Below are 19,280 nucleotides of genomic sequence, written 5' to 3'. Positions count from 1 at the left end.
ACGCTTCTCGGCCATGGGTAAGTCCTTCCCTTATGCACGCCAATCAAGCGGCACGGATTGATAGTGAGAGTATTCTATGGCGCGGCACCGGCCTGACAGCTGAACCCGGCCGGGGTGTCTCTAGGCGCGCTGGGCTATTTCGGCTGCAGCTTCCAGGTAAGACAGGGCACCGGTGGAAGACCGGTCATAAGTGATGACCGTCTGCTGATAACTGGGTGCCTCGGAGACCCGTACCGAGCGCGGAACGACAGCATTCAGCACCTGCTCCGGGAAGTGCTCACGGACCTCCGCTGCAACCTGTGCGGCAAGGTTGGTCCGTCCGTCATACATGGTCAGCAGAATGGTAGAGACAACCAGATCCGCATTCAGGTGCTTCTGGATCATCTCGATGTTCTTCAGCAGCTGGCTCAGTCCCTCGAGCGCGTAGTACTCGCACTGGATGGGGATGAGCACTTCCCTGGCCGCCACAAAGGCATTGACGGTCAGCAGTCCTAGACTGGGCGGGCAGTCGATAAAGATGTAATCGAGCCGTTCCAGGCCCCGCCTTTCGCGCTCAGCAGCGTAAGCGCTAAGTGCACGGCTCAGCCGCTGCTCCCGGGCCACGAGGGACACCAGTTCAATCTCGGCACCGGCCAAATGAATGGTGGCGGGCGCGCAGACAAGGTTGCTGATGTCGGGGCACGGTGCCACTACGTCGGCCAAGGGCAGATCGTCGATCAGCACATCGTAAATACTCTCCACCTCGGCACGGTGGTCGATCCCGAGGGCGGTTGAAGCGTTTCCCTGCGGATCCATGTCGATGACCAGGACATTCTGCCCTGCGGTTGCCAGAGCAGCAGCCAGATTGACCGTGGTGGTGGTTTTCCCGACCCCGCCCTTCTGGTTACTCACCGTCATAATCCGGGTCTGGGGCGGGCGGGGCAGAACGCGGCCGCGCAGCTTTTCACGGCGGCGGGTTTCGCTCACCAGTTCCCGGGCCAAAGGGGTGCTCTCATCCATCAAATCCATAACGTCTACCGATGCCGGCGCGGAAGCGGCTTCATCGGATACACCACCTTCGATAGCTGGGGGGGCTGGCACGGTCGCAGCACTGCTTTGAGGCTTCACGGGCGCAACGCTGGTTTCAGGCTGCGCGGGCTGTGCAGGCTGCGGCGACGCAATTGCAGCTGTTTCACGTGAAACAATCGCGGGTGAATCTTGAACCGCAGTCAGTTCCGGTTGCTTTCGGCCAAATGATGCAGACAGGGCAGAACCGAGTGCGGCAAAAGGGGGAATTCGTTTTGCGGCAGAATCACGCGCACTCACCTGGTCATGCTCACTTTCCAACATAAAGCGTTACGGCATTAGTCCATCTAGACTATCCGCTTCTCCGCCATTCCCCGGGACCGGCGTCGGTGTGTGCATGGAAGTGAGGGCTCAACCTACGGAGATACGCACCACTGTGGTCGGTTCCTCGAGCACGTCTGCACCTACGGTGAGTACTGCCGTCTCGCGGCCGCCCAGTTTACGAATCGCTTTCGCGGCCTTCTGAACTTCTTCTTCGGCACTGCGCCCCTTGATGGCGAGCACCTGCCCCTTGCCGTGCAGCAGCGGTACGGTGAGGCCCGCCAATCCGCCCAGTGCCGAAACAGCGCGCGCCGTTGCGACGTCAACATTGACCTCGTCGACCACCTGCTCAGCCCGGCCGCGGAGCACCTTCACGTTGTCGAGACCGAGGTCCGCAACGACTTCGTTGAGCCAGATCACCCGCCGTTCGAGCGGCTCAATGAGCGTCATGGAAAGGTCCGGGCGCGCAATAGCCAGGCATAGGCCGGGCAGCCCGGCGCCGCTGCCGACGTCGGCAACAGTGGCATTCGCTGGAATGAGTTCGGCAACCACGGCGCAGTTGAGCACGTGCCTGCTCCACAGCCTGGGAACTTCGCGCGGGCCCAGGAGTCCGCGTTCCATGCCCGACGTCGCGAGGTGCTCAACGTACCGCTGCGCGAGGTTCAGCCGGTCGCCGAACACCGCCCGGGCAGCATCCAGTTCTGCGGGAGTTGTTTCAACCACTTACTTGATATTCCTTGTCTGCACTGCCGAAGCCGGATAACTAGGATGCAGGCAGGGATACGACGATGTGGCGGTCTGCGCCTTCACCCTCGGATTCACTGACCAGACCCAGTTCAGCGACGGCGTCGTGAACGATTTTGCGCTCATAGGCGCTCATGGGAACGAGCGCTATGTCCTGTCCCGTGTCCCTGGCGCGCTTGGCTGCATCTTCGGCAATGGACTGCAGCTGCTCGCCGCGCTCTTCACGGTACCCGGTGATGTCCAGGACGAGCCGGGAGCGGTTCTCGGTGGCGGTCAGCACGGACAACCGCGTGAGCTCCTGAAGAGCCTCCAGCACCTCTCCGTCGCCTCCCACCAGTGCCTGGAGGGCGGAGTCGTCTCCTTCCTCGGAGACGATGGAGATATAAGTGCGGCCGCTGCGGACCTCGATGTCGATATCGCCGTCGATGTCGGCGATGTCCAGCAGCTCTTCCAGGTAATCGGCGGCTACGTCGCCTTCTTCCTCCAGCCGGCCGGTGCGGCCCTGAACAGGTTCCGAAGCTTCCTCTACGGGGGCTACCGGATCATCAATGTGCTCAGGGCTCATTTTCTCTTCCTGTTCTTCCGCTGTGGCTGGGGCCGCTGACCCTTCGGTGCTGCCGCAACTTCCACAGGGGTTTCACCCTTCGGTTCCCCGAGCAGGGGAACCATCGGAAGGCCCTTGCGTGCACGGCGCTCCGCCATGGCCTTCGCAGCGGGGGATCCCGGCGTCGGCATACGGCGGATGACAAAGAACTGCTGACCCATGGTCCACAGGTTAGTGGTGGTCCAGTAGATCAGGACACCGATGGGGAAGTTGATACCACCGACGCCGAAGACGAGCGGAAGGACGTAAAGCATCATCTTCTGCTGCTTCATGAAGGGGCTGGCAAGAGCCTCTTCAGACATGTTCTTGGACATGATCTGCTTCTGCGTGATGAACTGCGAAGCGGTCATGGCCAGGATCATCACGATCGACAGGATGACAACGGCAACCTGGCCGTCGCCGCCGCCGCCGTGGAGCAGCGAGGAGGACAGGGGAGCGCCGAGGATGGTGGCTTCATCGAACTGCTGAATGGCCTTGGAAGACAGGGCGCCGATGTCCTGGCCGTTGGCGCTGGCCTTGGATACGCCGTTCAGCACCTGGAACAGGGCGAAGAAGAACGGCATCTGGATCAGCATCGGCAGGCAGGCCGCGAACGGGTTGGTGCCGTGCTTCTTGTACAGGGCCATCTGCTCCTGCGTCATTGCCTGACGGGAGAGCTGATCGGTCTTGCCCTTGTACTTCTGCTGCAGCTTCTTCAGGTCCGGCTGCAGGGACTGCATGCCGCGCTGCGCCTTGATCTGCTTGACGAAAACAGGGATCAGCGCTGCACGGATCACAATCACCAGGCCGATGATGGACAAGGTCCAGGTCCAGCCGGATGCTGCATCCATCCCGAGGAAAACGAACCCCTCGTGGAAGATCCACATGATCCATGACACTACCCACTTAAAGGGAAACAGTATCGTCTCGAAGAAACCCATTTACTCTCCTCAGGCCGCCGAGCGGCTGTCTTCGTCGGCTGGAATCACGGGGTGATTCAGCACAATGATTCTCGGGACCTTCTTTGTGTCCCAAATCCGGTGTCCCTCAGGAACGTGGTCCACGCCTCCGCCGTTCCACGGGTGGCAGCGGATCAGCCGTCGGAAAGCCAGCCAGGAGCCTTTGACGGCTCCATGCACGGTGACTGCTTCGAGGGCATAGGCGGAACATGAGGGGAAAAATCGGCAGACCTGGCCGTAGAGCGGCGACACGACCTTGCGGTACGCGATGAGGAGTCCAATAAGGACCGTCCGTGGAAGATTCCACAGGAAATGGGCAACGGCGATCAAGGCCCTCAACGGATGAGATCCGGAGTCCCTCATCGCTGGCTCATCCTCCCTGCCTGGCATGTCTCTGCGAAAGTTTGGCTGTACAGGTACTGAAGGCGTTGCGGTAGTCGGCGCTGAGCTCGGCCCACGACGCCGAAGCGGACGCAGGCAAAGCCCGCACCACTATGTCCAGTCCCGTCGGGTTCAGAGCAAGGCTCTGCGCTGCCGCTTCCCTCAGTCTTCTCTTAACGAGGTTGCGTGTCACCGCGTTCCCAACAGTTTTGGCCACAATGAAGCCAAAGCGGCTCGGCTGCTCGCCGGTTTCCACAGCGTATAGCACTACGTTCCGGCGCCCACTTCGGGCACCGGAACGTACAGTACGAGAAAAATCTGCCGATACCCTGACCCGGTTCCGTACGGCCAACACTAAGACCACCTGGAATCCGGGCTAGAGCTGCTTAGAGGCAGCATCGACAAACTTTGAGGTTATTTAGGCCGACAGTTCGGTACGGCCCTTGCCACGGCGTGCAGAAAGGATGGCACGGCCGGCACGGGTACGCATGCGAAGGCGGAAGCCGTGCTTCTTGGCACGACGGCGGTTATTCGGCTGAAAAGTCCGCTTGCTCACGGTAGTTACTCCAAGACAATCTTGAGTCGCGCCGGCACTTGTTGCGACAAGGGGGAAGAACAAGCGGCGCTTTTTTCATGTGTCTGTCTGTACTCGCCCGGACCTGGACCCTGATTTCCAGAACCCCTGCAGGGCATGTGTGAGTACAGATAGCAGACACAAAGGACTACTCCACGTTAGGTGAGACGGGGACACCAGTCAAACCGGGATACGGCCGGCGGGATTCCGCCGCCGCCGGGGAAGCTGTGGACAGCCTGTGGACAGATTGTGGATACCCGCTCCCCGGCTGTGCACCTCCGTTTTTCAACAGCTGTGGACAACTACTGTGGGTATCCTGCGTCCTGCGGCGCTGTGAGACGGCCGACAGGCCTGCGTTCCGGCGGATTTCCAGCTACCACCACGGGAAATCATCCTCTAGGCTTGGCGACGGGTACTTTATCCACTATCTGTGTATAACTCTGTGGATGAAGTACCGGGATCCCCGCCGGGGTCCCTGGTTTTCTTAGACAGCCGCAGGGCGTCATGAGAGGTTTTTGTGGGTACGGACGAAATCAACGATGTTGGCAGCTCCTGGCGCAAGGTCATTCGGACACTGGAGACCGATGACCGGGTCACTCCCCGACAGCGTGGATTCGTGGTGCTGGCCCAAGCCCAGGGTCTGATCGGCACCACCCTCCTGGTGGCGGTTCCCAACGAACTCACCCGCGAGGTGCTGCAGACCCAGCTGAAGAACATCCTTGACGAGGTTCTCCGGGGCGTATTCCAGGCTGATATCCAGTGTGCATTCGTCATCGATTCCGATCTCACACCTGTGGCGGAGGCAGAACCCGAGCCCGAGGAACAGCCGGCGGCCCCCAGCCCGGTTCCTTCCGGGGAAAGCGGTGCTCCCTCTCCGACGCCGCCGAGCACCAGCCAGGAATTCGGCCGGCTCAACCCCAAATACGTCTTTGAAACCTTCGTGATCGGTTCCTCCAACCGGTTTGCCCATGCTGCGGCCGTGGCGGTGGCCGAAGCGCCGGCCAAGGCCTACAACCCGTTGTTCATCTACGGTGACTCGGGACTGGGCAAGACCCACCTGCTTCATGCCATCGGGCACTACGCCCGCCACCTGTACACCGGGATCCGCGTCCGTTACGTGAATTCCGAGGAGTTCACCAACGACTTCATCAACTCCATCCGCTATGACGAGGGTGCCAGCTTCAAGCAGCTGTACCGCAACGTCGACATCCTGCTCATTGATGACATCCAGTTCCTGGCCAACAAGGATGCAACGCAGGAAGAGTTCTTCCATACGTTCAACGCACTGCACAACCACAACAAGCAGGTGGTCATCACCTCGGACCTGCCGCCCAAGCAGCTTTCCGGGTTCGAGGAACGCATGCGTTCGCGCTTTGAGTGGGGCCTGCTGACCGACGTGCAGCCGCCGGAACTTGAGACGCGTATCGCGATTCTGCGGAAAAAGGCCATCGGCGACAGCCTGAGCGCACCGGACGATGTCCTGGAATACATCGCTTCCAAAATCTCCACCAACATCCGTGAACTGGAAGGCGCGCTGATCCGCGTCACCGCGTTCGCCAGCCTGAACCGGCAGCAGGTGGATGTGGGGCTGGCCGAAATTGTGCTGAAGGACCTGATTACCGACGACGGCGCGCAGGAAATCACTGCAGCATCCATCCTTGGGCAGACGGCCGCGTACTTCCAGATCAGCCTGGAGGAGCTGTGCAGCAAGTCCCGGACCCGCACCCTGGTTACCGCCCGGCAGATCGCCATGTACCTGTGCCGGGAGCTGACGGATATGTCGCTTCCCAAGATCGGACAGGAACTTGGCGGACGGGATCACACCACCGTCATTCACGCCGACCGCAAAATCCGCGAACTGATGGCCGAGCGGCGGGCCATCTACAACCAGGTCACTGAACTGACCAACAGGATCAAGCAGCAGCAGCGCGAGGCCTGAGACTGCGGGGGAAACGGGCCCCGAAGGGGCTCGAATTAACATTTGTGGACAAGGGTGTGGATAACCCGGTGGACAACCCGTGGTTACGCACACTTCCCTGTGGATACGCGGAATCCTTCAAAAGTTTCCAACAGCCTCGGCCGCAGCCGCTGCGGCGGGTCCACAGGTTATCAACAGGCTTAAACAGCCGGGGCCCCGCGATGCAGGCAGTTATCCACAGTATCCACAGGAGTTATTAACACTACGGATCTTAAGAAATTCGGTTCCACCAAATAACAACTATGCTTTCGACACCCTCGAACCGACCGACACGTCCAGACCAAAAATCCTTGGACGAGGGATCCGGTCCCGGACCCTTGTGGGCTCTGAACCTCTCCCGGTGCAGTCCACCGGCAGACGGGGCTAAGCTGTCACAGAGTATGGTTGTCATTCGCATGCACACCCGAACGGTCCGGCTGACAGGGCATAAAGCCCCGGTACCCGCCCCCGGACCGGACTTGTCAGCGGATGCACCAACCCGTTCCACCACACAGGGCTCATACCGAGCTCCCCACAAAATCAGTTGTACTGAGAAGTACGTTGCGAAAGGCGGCACCCTTCAGTGAAGTTTCGAGTTGAGCGGGATGTCCTGGCCGAGGCCGTCACGTGGACAGCACGTTCCCTGTCCCCGCGCCCTCCGGTTCCGGTCCTTTCGGGACTGCTTATCAAAGCTGAAAACGGTTCGCTAAGCATCGCCAGCTTCGATTACGAGATTTCCGCCCGTCTGCAGATCCCTGCCGATGTCAGCGAAGAAGGCACCATCCTGGTCTCCGGCCGCCTGCTCGCCGAGATCTGCCGCAGCCTGCCTTCCGCCCCGGTGGAAGTGGAAACCGACGGTGCGAAGGTCACGCTCACCTGCCGCAACAGCCGGTTCAACCTGGCCACCATGCCTGAAGCGGAATATCCGGAACTTCCCGCACTTCCCGAAGTGAGCGGCGTCGTCGACGGCGATGCTTTTGCCCAGGCCGTCTCCCAGGTCATCATTGCGGCCAGCCGCGATGACACCCTTCCCATCCTCACCGGTGTCCGCATGGAGATCGAGGATGACCTCATCACCTTCCTTGCCACGGACCGGTACCGTTTGGCCCTGCGGGAACTGTCCTGGAAGCCGGCAACTCCGGGAATCTCCACCAGCGCACTCGTCAAGGCCAAAACCCTCAACGAAGTTGCCAAGACCCTCGGCGGAGCCGGCGACCTCAACATCGCCCTCTCCGATGACAGCGAACTTATTGGTTTTGAAAGCGGCGGACGGCGCACCACCTCGCTGCTGGTGGACGGCGACTACCCCAAGATCCGGTCGCTTTTCCCCGAAAACACGCCGATTCACGCCACGGTGGAAACCCACGCTCTGGTGGAGGCAGTACGCCGCGTTTCCCTCGTCGCCGAGCGCAACACCCCCGTTCGCCTGGCCTTCACCGATGGCCAGCTCACCCTTGACGCGGGCACCGGCGAAGATGCCCAGGCATCCGAAGCGCTGGAAGCAGCACTGGTCGGCGACGACATCACCGTTGCCTTCAACCCGCATTACCTGAGCGAAGGCCTGAGCGCGTTCCCCAGCAAATATGTTCGCTTCTCCTTCACGACGCCGCCCAAGCCGGCCGTGATTTCCGCTCAGGAAGAGCTCACCGGTGACGACCAGGCCGATTACCGCTACCTGCTGATGCCGGTGCGGCTCCCGAACCAGTAGTCTCCGGCCGTCCGTCCGCTTTTTCCGGCTGCCGTTCGCCGGCGGAGAAAGCGGGCGGGCGCATTCACAAAAGGCGTAACAATGCCGATGTAACACAATTTGACTTTGTCCGTTGTGACTGGCGCTTCATCAGCCGGAAGGCAGCTGGACGGGTTGAACGGACAGGAGAGGAACAGGAACGATGTACGTTGACCACCTGTCCCTGACCGGGTTCCGCAGTTACAGCCAGCTGGACGTCCGGCTGGAACCGGGCGTGACGGTGTTTGTCGGCCCCAACGGCACCGGGAAAACCAACATTGTCGAGGCCATCGGCTACCTGGCCACGCTCTCCTCCCACCGTGTGAGCACGGATGCTCCGCTCGTGAACTTCGATGCCGGCCAGGCGCTGATCCGCGCGCGGCTGGTGCGCGGCCCGCAGGCCACCGGGGTGGAGTTGGAGCTCAACCCCGGCCGCGGCAACCGGGCGCGGATCAACCGTGCCAACCCGGTCCGTGCCCGCGACATCCTCGGCCTGTGCCGGACGGTGCTCTTCGCGCCGGAGGACCTGGCCCTGGTCAAAGGCGATCCCGGCAGCCGCCGTCGTTTCCTGGACGAGCTGATTGTGTCCCTCGTGCCGCGCCATGCCGCGACGCGGTCGGACTATGAGCGTGTGCTGAAGCAGCGCAATGCACTGCTGAAGTCCGCCCGTGCGGCCGGCCGTTTTACCTCGGCCCACGAAGCGACGCTGGATGTCTGGGACCAGCACATGGCAGTGGCCGGCGCCCAGCTGGTGGCTGCACGGCTTGAAGCGCTGCAACAGCTGCAGCCACACCTGCAGTCCGCGTACCGGGACCTGACCGACGGCTCCAAGACGGCCCGGGCGGTTTACCGCTCCACTCTGCAGGGCGCGGTGAACGACGACGGCGCAGTGGAAGCCGCGCAGGATCCGGACGAGTTGTACGGGCTCGACATACCGGGCCTGACCGAGCGGTTCCTGCAGGCGTTTGCCGCCAACCGGCGCCGCGAACTGGAACGTGGAATTTCCCTGGTGGGACCCCACCGGGACGAACTGGAACTGATCCTGGGACAGGCCCCGGCCAAGGGGTACGCCTCCCACGGGGAAACCTGGTCCTTCGCGCTGGCGCTTCGCCTGGCCTCCTACTACCTGCTGGCCAGTGACGACCCCACTCCCGGGGCGGAGCCGATCCTGATCCTGGACGATGTGTTTGCCGAGCTGGACGTCCAGCGCCGCGAACGGCTGGCCGGCATCGTTGCCGGCGCCGAGCAGGTGCTGGTGACCGCGGCAGTCGGTGACGACATCCCGCAGGCCTTGACGGGGCGGGTCATTACCGTGGTTCCCGGGGGCATCAGTGTGCCCGTCTCCTGAGCGTGTGCTCCCCGGCGAGGAGCCCGAGGACCGGCCCGACGCAGCCCGGGAGCAGCTCAACCGCATGCGCCAGGCCGCCCAGGCGCGAGGAAACCAGCGCACTCCCGCCACCCGCCGCAAAGCCGCCCGCGGCCGGCAGGCCCCCTTCATCCCGGGGGAATACGTCGGCCGGGACCCGCAGGGCCTGGGCAAGGTCTTCACCCGCTTCGTCAATGAGCGCGGCTGGAATTCGCCGGTGGCTGTCGGCTCGGTGATTTCCCGGTGGGAGGAACTGGTCGGAAGCGAGGTCAGCGCCCACTGCAAGCCGGAATCATTCTCCGACACCACGGTGCAGGTCCGGTGCGACTCGACTGCATGGGCTACCCAGCTTCGGCTGCTCCGGGACACGCTCATCGCCCGCTTCGACGCGGAACTGGGCTCCGGCGTCGTCACCAAGATCGAGGTCATCGGGCCGGCGGCACCCAACTGGCGCAAGGGGCTGCGAAGCGTCAAGGGACGGGGACCGCGCGACACCTACGGGTAGGACGGGAGCTTCCGGCCGACTGCCCTCCAACGGTGATCCGCCGGAAACCGGCGCCCGTACAGGAGCCGGTTAGGGGCCGGAAAACCCCCGGGCGCGTATCCGTCCCTATCCGGGGCGCTCCGATTCGCTCCAAACCCTCATTGATGGCCTGCCACGGGGTGTTTTGGGCAGGTTTGCCGCCCGCGGCGCGGTAGAATTGAGAGTGGAGATGCCTGTCCGCTGGGGAGGCTTCAATTTCTGACGAACACAAGAGGAGTCGACAGCACCTGTGGCTAACGACAATGAGATGGACAACTCAGAGGTAACACCAGAGGACCACGCCGCACCGGAAAAGGCCACCCCCGTGGAGTACGGCGCGAACGAAATTACGGTTCTGGAAGGCCTTGAGGCTGTTCGCAAGCGCCCGGGCATGTACATCGGTTCCACCGGCCCCCGCGGCCTTCACCACCTGGTGTACGAAGTGGTGGACAACTCCGTTGATGAGGCGCTGGCGGGCTACTGCGACCATATCGAAGTGGTCCTGCAGGCCGACGGCGGCGTCCGCGTCACCGATAACGGCCGCGGCATCCCCGTGGACCTTCACCCCACCGAAGGCATTCCCACCGTCCAGGTTGTCATGACCATCCTGCATGCCGGCGGCAAGTTCGGAGGCGGCGGCTACGCCGTGTCCGGCGGTCTCCACGGCGTCGGTATCTCCGTGGTCAACGCGCTCTCCGAACGGGTGGAGACCGAGGTGCGCCGCCAGGGCTTCGTCTGGCGCCAGAGCTTCGCGAACGGCGGACACCCCGTCGGGGATCTGCGCCAGGGCGAAGAAACCACCGAAACCGGCACCGTCCAGACGTTCTACCCGGACCCGGAAATCTTCGAGACCACCGAGTTCGACTTCGAAACCCTCCGCGCACGCTTCCAGCAGATGGCGTTCCTGAACAAGGGACTGCGCATCAGGCTCACCGATGAGCGGACGCTGGAAGAGGAAACCGAGGAAATCGCCGAGCCGACGGAAGAAGGCGCGGTTCCGAAGCACCGCACGGTGGACTACCTCTACGCCGACGGGCTGCTCGACTACGTCAAGCACCTGAACTCCTCCAAGAAGGTCGAAGTTGTCCATGACGACGTGATCGCCTTCGAAACCGAGGATTCAGACAAGAAAATGGCCGTGGAAATGGCCATGCAGTGGACCACCGCGTACTCGGAAAGCGTCCACACCTACGCGAACACCATCAACACCCATGAGGGCGGCACGCACGAAGAAGGCTTCCGCGCCGCCATGACCTCGCTGATCAACCGGTACGCCCGTGAGAAGAACATCATCAAGGAAAAGGATGACAACCTCACCGGCGACGACATCCGCGAAGGCCTGACGGCCGTCATCTCGGTCAAGCTCGCCGAGCCCCAGTTCGAGGGCCAGACCAAAACCAAGCTCGGCAACTCCGAGGTCAAGGGCTTTGTCCAGCGGGTGGTCACCGATCAGCTCGGTGACTGGCTGGAGCGCAACCCCGGCCCGGCCCGCGACGTCATCCGCAAGTCCATCCAGGCCTCCCAGGCCCGCCTGGCCGCCCGCAAGGCGCGCGAATCCACCCGCCGCAAGGGGCTGCTGGAATCCGGCGGCATGCCGGGCAAGCTCAAGGACTGCTCCTCCAAGGACCCGTCGAAGTCGGAAATCTACATTGTGGAGGGTGACTCCGCAGGCGGCTCCGCCGTCCGCGGCCGCAACCCCGAAACGCAGGCCATCCTGCCGCTGCGCGGCAAGATCCTGAACGTGGAACGCGCCCGCCTCGACCGTGCCCTCAGCAACGCCGAAGTCCAGGCCATGATCACCGCCTTCGGTGCCGGAATCGGCGAGGACTTCGACGTTGAGAAGGCCCGGTACCACAAGATCGTGCTGATGGCCGATGCCGATGTCGACGGCCAGCACATCACCACCCTGCTGCTGACCCTGCTCTTCCGCTACATGCGTCCGCTGATCGAAAACGGCTACGTGTACCTGGCCCAGCCGCCGCTGTACCGCATCAAGTGGTCCAATCATGCCCACGACTACGTCTACAGCGACCGGGAACGGGACGAGGTCATCACCCGAGGCCTCGCCAACAACCAGCGCCTGCCCAAGGACAACGGCATCCAGCGGTACAAGGGCCTGGGCGAGATGGACTACACCGAACTCTGGGACACCACCATGGACCCCGACCACCGCACGCTGCTGCAGGTCACCATGGATGACGCCGCCGCCGTGGACTCGGTCTTCTCGGTGCTGATGGGCGAAGACGTCGAATCCCGCCGCAGCTTCATCCAGCAGAACGCCAAGGACGTGCGCTTCCTGGACATCTAGGCGATCCCGGTGCCGGCGCCTGCAGCCGGCGAGCAACGCATATGGACTTTAGCGATTTAGAAACGGAAGCAGAACTATGAGTGATGAGACTCCCGAGGTAACCGGGGACGAGACTCCCCTGGCCGGGACCGCACTGACTGACCGGGTTGAACAGATTGACCTGCAGACGGAGATGCAGCGCTCCTACCTTGACTACGCCATGGCGGTCATCGTGGGACGCGCCCTGCCGGACGTGCGGGACGGTCTGAAGCCCGTGCACCGCCGTGTGCTGTACGCGATGTTCGACGGCGGCTACCGCCCGGACCGCTCCTTCAACAAGTGTGCCCGCGTGGTGGGCGAGGTCATGGGCCAGTACCACCCGCACGGTGACTCGGCGATTTACGACGCCCTGGTCCGGCTCATCCAGGACTGGACCATGCGCTACCCGCTGGCCCTGGGCCAGGGCAACTTCGGTTCCCCGGGCAACGACGGCGCCGCAGCGCCCCGGTACACGGAAACCAAGATGGCTCCGCTGGCCATGGAAATGGTCCGGGACATCGACGAGGAGACCGTCGACTTCCAGGACAACTACGACGGCCGCAACCAGGAACCGACCATCCTGCCCTCCAGGTTCCCGAACCTTTTGGTCAACGGCTCCTCCGGCATCGCCGTGGGGATGGCCACCAACATTCCGCCGCACAACCTGCGCGAGGTTGTCGACGGCGTGCAGTGGTACCTGCAGAACCCCGATGCACCGAACGACGTGCTGCTCGAGGAACTGATCCGCCGGGTTAAGGGACCGGACTTCCCCACCGGTGCCACCATCCTGGGGCACAAGGGCATCGAAGATGCCTACCGCACAGGCCGCGGCTCCATCACCATGCGCGCCGTAGTCAACGTGGAGGAACTCCAGGGCCGCACCTGCCTGGTGGTCACCGAACTGCCCTACCAGGCCAACCCGGACAACCTGGCCGTGAAGATCGCCGAACTGGTCAAGGACGGCAAGATCACCGGCATCGCCGATATGCGCGATGAAACCTCGGGCCGCACCGGACAGCGACTGGTGATTGTGCTCAAGCGCGACGCCGTCGCCAAGGTGGTCCTGAACAACCTCTATAAGCACACCCAGCTGCAGGACAATTTCGGTGCCAACATGCTGGCCATCGTGGACGGCGTGCCCCGCACCCTGAGCCTGGACGCCTTCATCCGGCACTGGGTCACCCACCAGCTCGAAGTTATTGTCCGCCGCACCCGGTACCGGCTGCGCAAGGCCGAGGAAGCCGCGCACATCCTGCGCGGCCTGCTCAAGGCCCTGGACGCCCTGGACGAGGTTATTGCCCTGATCCGCCGCTCCTCCACCGTGGAGGATGCCCGGAACGGCCTGATGGGCCTGCTGGACATCGACGAGATCCAGTCCCAGGCCATCCTGGACATGCAGCTGCGCCGCCTCGCTGCCCTGGAACGCCAGAAGATCCAGGACCAGCACGCCAAGCTCGAAGCTGAAATCGCCGAATACAACGTCATCCTGGCCTCCGAGGAGCGCCAGCGGTCCATCGTCAGCGAGGAACTGCAGGAAATCGCCGACAAGTACGGCGACGACCGCCGCACCCACATCCTGATGGGCTACGACGGCGACATGAGCATGGAAGACCTCATTCCCGAAGAGGAAATGGTGGTCACCATTACCCGCGGCGGCTACGTGAAGCGCACCCGCAGCGACAACTACCGCCAGCAGGCCCGCGGCGGCAAGGGCATCAAGGGAGCCCAGCTCCGCGGGGATGACGTGGTGGAGCACTTCTTCGTCACCACCACACACCACTGGCTGCTGTTCTTCACCAACCTGGGCCGGGTCTACCGGGCCAAGGCCTATGAACTGGCCGAGGCAGGCCGGGATGCCAAGGGCCAGCACGTGGCCAACCTTCTAGCCTTCCAGCCGGAGGAACACATCGCCCAGGTACTGGCGCTGCCGGACTACGACGCCGCTCCCTACCTGGTGCTGGCCACCAAACGCGGACTGGTCAAGAAGACCCGCCTGGAGGACTACGACACCAACCGGTCCGCCGGCGTCATTGCCATCAACCTGCGCGACGGCGACGAACTGGTGTCCGCACAGCTGGTGTCGGAAACCGATGACCTCATGCTGGTGTCCCGCATGGGCCAGTCCCTGCGCTTCACCGCCACCGACGACGCCCTGCGTCCGATGGGACGGGCCACCTCCGGCGTCACGGGGATGAAGTTCCGCGAGGATGATGAACTGCTGGCGGCCGACGTCGTCACGGAGGACTCCTTTGTCTTCACGGTGACGGAAGGCGGCTACGCCAAGCGCACGAGCTCCGATGAATACCGGGTCCAGGGCCGCGGCGGTCTTGGCATCAAGGTTGGAAAGCTTGCCGAGGAACGCGGCCATCTGGTCGGTGCCATGGTGGTGCAGGAAGAGGACGAGGTCCTCGTGGTGATGCAGGGCGGCAAGGTTGTGCGTTCCTCCGTCACCGGTGTGCCGGCCAAGGGACGCGACACGATGGGCGTGATCTTTGCCAAGCCGGATAAGAATGACAGGATCATTGCCGTTGCCCGGAACTCCGAACGGGACCTGGGCATAGACGATGACGCGGAAGCCGGCACCGAAACGGTGCCGACAGAGCCGGGAGCGGAACCTGTGGAGCCTGCAGGCGATGAAGTACCGTTGTCTACAGACGAAACGGCTGCGCCGGACGCACCGTCAGTACAAGATGGAGGTAGCGAGTGAGCTCGACCAACCCAGGCCCCAGGCCGTCCTCGGGCGGCGGGCCGCGGGTGAAAGCCCCCGCCCGGCCTGCCCAGCGTCCTGCAGGGGGCCAGGGCACCTCGGGAAACAATCCGTCACTCGTGAAGCCTGCACCCAGGGCCAAGCCCCGCAAGGCCCGGCTGCTGGTCAGCAAGATCGACCCGTGGTCCGTCCTGAAGATGGCGTTCCTGCTGTCCGTGGCGCTCGGCGTCGTCACCGTGGTGGCCGCCATCGTGCTGTGGACCGTGCTGGACCTGACGGGCATCTTCGACCGGGTTAACACGCTGCTCGGCGAGATTGCCGGCAGTGAGTCCGGCGGATTCGACCTCCGTGACTTCGCGTCGCTGGGACAGGTGGTTTCCTTCGCCACCATCATTGCCGTAGTGAACGTGCTGCTGCTGACAGCCCTGTCGATGCTTGCGGCCGTGTTGTACAACATCGCCTCCACCCTGGTGGGCGGCATCGGTGTGACACTCACGGACGACTAGTTTTTGGCGGTTCCGCAGCACCTCGCAGAGAGGCTGCGGAACCGCAAAAGGGCTCGATTTGGCGCCGGGCCCAAGGTGCGGTAAAGTTTTATCTCGGCCCGAAAAGGTTCGGGGCGTATAGCTCAGGCGGTTAGAGCGCTTCGCTGATAACGAAGAGGTCCCAGGTTCAAGTCCTGGTACGCCCACGGAACACCTTGGATAAAGGTGGACCACAACGGCAAGGAGAATTTCCGTGAAAAAGTTGCTGGCAGCTACGGCAGCAGCCGCTGCGGGGATTTTTGCTTACAAAAAGTGGCAGGAAGCTGCCGCTGAGAAAACCGTTTGGAAGGATTCGACCGATAAGGTCGACTGACAGCCAAAAGGTGGTTCTGGCGATAACCCCGGCAACGGTAGGTTATACTGGACAAGTTCTCCTTTCGGGGGCATGGCGCAATTGGTAGCGCACCTGCTTTGCAAGCAGGGGGTTCGGGGTTCGAGTCCCCGTGCCTCCACCGGAAATACAGAAGGTCCCCGCTCTTCGGAGCGGGGACCTTCTGCTTTTGTGCCCGACGCCGCCCCGTTGCCTCCCGTGACAGCGGCCCGATGACTCGCCGGCCCTGCACTAGTGTTGGCCTGTGAATCTTTTCCTCGCCGCGGTAGGCGTGCTGGGCGTCTCCGCCTCCGGTCCCATCATGGCGGCTACTGCCGCTCCGGCCCTCGCCATAGCCTTCTGGCGCAACGCCCTGGGCGCCGTCCTGATGGGCGGTCCGGCCGTGCTGCGGCGCCGCAGGGACTTCGGTCAGCTGCGCGCACGGGACTATCAGTGGACTGCTGTCGCCGCGGTGGCGCTGGCCCTGCATTTTGCCTGCTTCATCACGGCCCTGCAGCTGACTTCGGTTGCCGCGGCCACGGCACTGGTATGTCTCCAGGCGGGCTGGATAGCCCTGTTCAACGTGCTGCGGGGCATCCGGGTCCCTCCAGTGGTCCTGGCCGGCCTTGCAGCCGCGTTTGCCGGCGTCGTGGTCATCTCCGGGTTCGATCTCGGCCTGTCCAGGGAAGCCCTTCTTGGCGACGTGCTGGCAGTGGCCGGCGGCGCCCTGGCCGGCGTTTACACCATCGCGGGAGGGAAGGCGCGCGAATCCATGTCCACCGGCGCCTACACGTCCCTCTGCTACGGCGCCTGCGCCGTCCTGCTCCTTGGCCTCTGTGCCGCCTTCCGGCAGCCGATTACGGGTTTTCCGCCGGCGGCATGGCTGGGAATCCTTGCGGTGACCATCGTGGCGCAGATCCTGGGCCACACGGTGTTCAACCATCTACTGGCAGTGATGAGTCCGCTGCTGGTCTCCATGATCATTCTGCTGGAGATCCCGGGTGCGGCCATTTTGGCGGCCGTCTTCCTCCACGAGCAGCTTCCGGCCGGGACCTATGCCGGCCTGGCACTGATTCTGGCGGGACTCGCCGTGGTCATTGCGGGTCAGGTACGCCGGCAGTCCGATGAGGAGCCGGAGGTGCCGGTGCCGCCTGCTCCTCCTGCACTGGGCGGAGACGGCCTGTAGCAGCCGCCCAGGCAGCAAAGAAGGGCCCCGCCGGTGGCGGGGCCCTTCTTTGCTTTGCAACTCGCTCCTGCACCGGCCTAGGAGCCGATGACGGAACGGGGAATGCTGGTTCCCGGTGTTGCTACTTGCCGGTGTTGTTCTCGGAGTGGGCGCCGGAGGGCTTTGCAGCTCCCTTGGCATTGCCGGCGGTTCCCTTGCTGTGCTTCCCGGCGTCGGAATCCTTCTCGCCGGAACGGGCGGCAGCGCGCTCAGCGGCCTCCTTGATGCTGGCAACGGTCTCCGCAGTGTCGGCTGCAGCAGGCGTGGAAGCCTCCGTGGCCTTTGCAGCAGGCTTTGCCGCCGTCTTGGTCTCGACCTTCGGCTTGGCCGCCTCGGCGGGCTTAGCCGCTGCGGACGTACCCGCGCTGGCCGGGGCCGTAGCCGCGGCCTTGGAGGCCGGGGTCTCTGCGGCTGCCGGCTTGGCAGCAGGGGTCGTGGCCGCGGCGGGCTTCGGAGCCGACGTGGTGGCGGAGGCGGGCTTGGGAGCCGGTGCCGGAGTCTTCCACGGATCCTCGACAGGACGGGAAGCGCGCCAGGCCGCTACCCCGGCCGTGAGTGCAGCAGCGATGATGCCGAAGACCAGCCAACCCTTGCTGCCGCGCTTCTGGCTCTTGCGTGCTTCCTTGGCAGCCTGTGCAGCAGCCTTCTGTGCACGCTTCAGCGCCTTCTTGTTGCCGGTGACCTTGGCTACAGCCGTCTGCACGGGCACGTTGGCCGCCGTCAGGCTGCGCGAAACGTTGTCTGCTGCGACGCCGATGCGGGTGGAGAGTGCGGGAATGTAGTCGTCCACAACCCGGTCCTTGGCAGTGTTCAGCGCCGGGGTTGCACGGTCCAGGGTGCCCTGGATCCGGGGAGCGGCTTCATCCACAGCGTGGCTGATGCGTGGCCCAACCTTCTCGAGGCCGCCCTGGATGCGGGGCGTCACGGTCGCTACGCCCTGGGCAATTTCGTCGGCTGCACGCTTGATGCCGTCCTGGATCTTCGGAGATGCGGTCTCGATCCCCTTTTCGATGCGCGGAACGGCCCAGTCCCTGGCTGCTTCGACCTTGGGTGATGCCCAGTCGCGGGCAGTTACGATGCCTGCTGCGACGTTGGCTTCGAGATCATGGGTGATGCGGTCCTTCTTCAAAACTACCTCCCGGGATAGTTGTCGTTTCAGCCTTAGCCTACGTGTTCCGGCTGGTCTCTGCTATTAGGGGCCCTGGCCGGGCGCGGTTTTCACTGTGCGCTGAACAATGCCGTTTCCGCCCGCAGGCTGGAGTGCCGTGGAACAATGTCCTTATGACTGCTATTCCTACAGCAAAAGCAACCATCCACACTTCCCTGGGCGACATCCGTGTCAACCTCTTCGGAAATCACGCCCCCAAGACGGTAAAGAACTTCGTGGGCCTGGCGACCGGCGAGATCGAGTGGACCGATCCGGCGACGGGCGAAAAGACCAGCCGCCCGCTCTACGACGGAACGATCTTCCACCGCATCATCAAGGACTTCATGATTCAGGGCGGCGATCCCCTGGGCCGCGGCACCGGTGGACCGGGCTACCAGTTCGACGACGAGATCAACCCTGATCTTGATTTCTCCGCTCCGTACAAGCTGGCCATGGCCAATGCGGGCGTGCAGATGGGCCGGGGCACGAACGGCTCGCAGTTCTTCATCACCTCCGTACCCACCACGTGGCTGCAGGGCAAGCACACCATCTTCGGTGAGGTTGCCGACGAGGAATCGCGTGCACTGGTAGATCAGCTCAACGCTGTTTCCACCGACGGACGCGACAAGCCGACCGAAGACGTGGTCATCAACAGCATTACCGTCGAACAGCTTTAATCTGTTCGAAGGTGCCCCGGCCGGACTCTCCGGCCGGGGCCTTTCTTCAATCCGGGAGTTCCAGCAATGTCATATGGTGTGCCGGCCCAGGAGCCGGCGTCGCAGGTGCCCGTGTGTCCGCGCCATCCGGACCGGGTCAGCTATATCCGCTGCCAGCGCTGCGGGCGCCCGGCCTGCCCTGAGTGCCAGCAGAACGCCGCCGTA

Annotated in this window: 18 protein-coding genes and 2 tRNA genes; 12 read left to right on the top strand and 8 right to left on the bottom strand. The window is 63.3% G+C overall.

Translation table 11 applies throughout. From position 1 onward, the window contains the following. Positions 1–120: 120 nt before the first annotated feature. The 7 genes from GD627_RS01085 to rpmH form a co-directional block, all read right to left on the bottom strand. On the bottom strand, positions 121–1,062 hold the full coding sequence (locus GD627_RS01085; RefSeq protein ID WP_246165336.1) for a ParA family protein: 942 nt from the start codon (positions 1,060–1,062) through the stop codon (positions 121–123). A 354-nt stretch (positions 1,063–1,416) separates the two neighbouring features. Then, positions 1,417–2,049, bottom strand: a complete 633-nt coding sequence (rsmG, locus tag GD627_RS01080) for a 16S rRNA (guanine(527)-N(7))-methyltransferase RsmG (protein WP_146359785.1) — start codon at positions 2,047–2,049, stop codon at positions 1,417–1,419. Positions 2,050–2,089: 40 nt separating this feature from the next. Beyond that, positions 2,090–2,635 carry a Jag family protein gene (locus GD627_RS01075; RefSeq protein ID WP_152271004.1) on the bottom strand — a complete coding sequence of 182 codons (546 nt, stop codon included), beginning with the start codon at positions 2,633–2,635 and terminating at the stop codon, positions 2,090–2,092. Further along, on the bottom strand, positions 2,632–3,594 hold the full coding sequence (gene yidC / locus GD627_RS01070; protein ID WP_146359779.1) for a membrane protein insertase YidC: 963 nt from the start codon (positions 3,592–3,594) through the stop codon (positions 2,632–2,634). Before yidC ends, GD627_RS01075 begins: the two co-directional genes overlap by 4 nt. A gap of 9 nt (positions 3,595–3,603) precedes the next feature. Beyond that, positions 3,604–3,975 carry a membrane protein insertion efficiency factor YidD gene (gene yidD, locus GD627_RS01065; protein WP_152271003.1) on the bottom strand — a complete coding sequence of 124 codons (372 nt, stop codon included), beginning with the start codon at positions 3,973–3,975 and terminating at the stop codon, positions 3,604–3,606. A 7-nt stretch (positions 3,976–3,982) separates the two neighbouring features. Beyond that, positions 3,983–4,348, bottom strand: a complete 366-nt coding sequence (gene rnpA / locus GD627_RS01060) for a ribonuclease P protein component (RefSeq protein ID WP_146359773.1) — start codon at positions 4,346–4,348, stop codon at positions 3,983–3,985. A gap of 63 nt (positions 4,349–4,411) precedes the next feature. Then, a complete protein-coding gene (gene rpmH, locus GD627_RS01055; protein WP_022892375.1) occupies positions 4,412–4,549 on the bottom strand; it encodes a 50S ribosomal protein L34 in 138 nt (45 codons plus the stop codon). A gap of 535 nt (positions 4,550–5,084) precedes the next feature. Here rpmH and dnaA point away from each other — a divergent pair. The 11 genes from dnaA (at position 5,085) to GD627_RS01005 (ending at position 17,213) form a co-directional block, all read left to right on the top strand. After that, positions 5,085–6,506 (top strand): chromosomal replication initiator protein DnaA, encoded by a 1,422-nt coding sequence (gene dnaA, locus GD627_RS01050; protein ID WP_146359770.1) that lies wholly within the window; start codon positions 5,085–5,087, stop codon positions 6,504–6,506. Between the two features lie 601 nt (positions 6,507–7,107). Next, positions 7,108–8,232 (top strand): DNA polymerase III subunit beta, encoded by a 1,125-nt coding sequence (dnaN, locus tag GD627_RS01045; protein ID WP_146359767.1) that lies wholly within the window; start codon positions 7,108–7,110, stop codon positions 8,230–8,232. 181 nt (positions 8,233–8,413) lie between these two features. Beyond that, entirely contained in the window at positions 8,414–9,598 is a 1,185-nt protein-coding gene (gene recF, locus GD627_RS01040) for a DNA replication/repair protein RecF (protein ID WP_152271002.1), read from the top strand. Positions 9,599–9,662: 64 nt separating this feature from the next. Then, positions 9,663–10,121, top strand: a complete 459-nt coding sequence (locus GD627_RS01035) for a DciA family protein (protein WP_146361611.1) — start codon at positions 9,663–9,665, stop codon at positions 10,119–10,121. Positions 10,122–10,407: 286 nt separating this feature from the next. Continuing rightward, positions 10,408–12,447, top strand: coding sequence for a DNA topoisomerase (ATP-hydrolyzing) subunit B (gyrB, locus tag GD627_RS01030; RefSeq protein ID WP_146361610.1), 2,040 nt, complete (start codon positions 10,408–10,410; stop codon positions 12,445–12,447). Between the two features lie 76 nt (positions 12,448–12,523). Continuing rightward, entirely contained in the window at positions 12,524–15,172 is a 2,649-nt protein-coding gene (gyrA, locus tag GD627_RS01025) for a DNA gyrase subunit A (protein WP_152271001.1), read from the top strand. A 119-nt stretch (positions 15,173–15,291) separates the two neighbouring features. Continuing rightward, positions 15,292–15,678, top strand: coding sequence for a DUF3566 domain-containing protein (locus GD627_RS01020; protein WP_425481869.1), 387 nt, complete (start codon positions 15,292–15,294; stop codon positions 15,676–15,678). A 111-nt stretch (positions 15,679–15,789) separates the two neighbouring features. After that, positions 15,790–15,863, top strand: a tRNA-Ile gene (locus tag GD627_RS01015). Between the two features lie 47 nt (positions 15,864–15,910). Then, on the top strand, positions 15,911–16,030 hold the full coding sequence (locus GD627_RS16625; RefSeq protein WP_210244034.1) for a DLW-39 family protein: 120 nt from the start codon (positions 15,911–15,913) through the stop codon (positions 16,028–16,030). Between the two features lie 66 nt (positions 16,031–16,096). Next, positions 16,097–16,169: transfer RNA gene (locus GD627_RS01010), tRNA-Ala, on the top strand. Between the two features lie 123 nt (positions 16,170–16,292). Further along, positions 16,293–17,213, top strand: a complete 921-nt coding sequence (locus GD627_RS01005) for a DMT family transporter (RefSeq protein ID WP_146359755.1) — start codon at positions 16,293–16,295, stop codon at positions 17,211–17,213. Between the two features lie 121 nt (positions 17,214–17,334). On the opposite strand, the gene GD627_RS01000 is transcribed toward GD627_RS01005, so the two are convergent. Continuing rightward, positions 17,335–18,381 (bottom strand): hypothetical protein, encoded by a 1,047-nt coding sequence (locus GD627_RS01000; RefSeq protein ID WP_194265919.1) that lies wholly within the window; start codon positions 18,379–18,381, stop codon positions 17,335–17,337. 152 nt (positions 18,382–18,533) lie between these two features. Here GD627_RS01000 and GD627_RS00995 point away from each other — a divergent pair, with 152 nt between their 5' ends. After that, positions 18,534–19,076 carry a peptidylprolyl isomerase gene (locus GD627_RS00995; protein WP_146359752.1) on the top strand — a complete coding sequence of 181 codons (543 nt, stop codon included), beginning with the start codon at positions 18,534–18,536 and terminating at the stop codon, positions 19,074–19,076. The last annotated feature ends 204 nt before the right edge of the window (positions 19,077–19,280 follow it).

This window comes from Arthrobacter yangruifuii (assembly GCF_009192775.1).
Classification (GTDB): domain Bacteria; phylum Actinomycetota; class Actinomycetes; order Actinomycetales; family Micrococcaceae; genus Arthrobacter_B; species Arthrobacter_B yangruifuii.
Note: the sequence above shows the minus strand (reverse complement) of the source record. Positions and strands in the feature narration are given on the sequence as shown.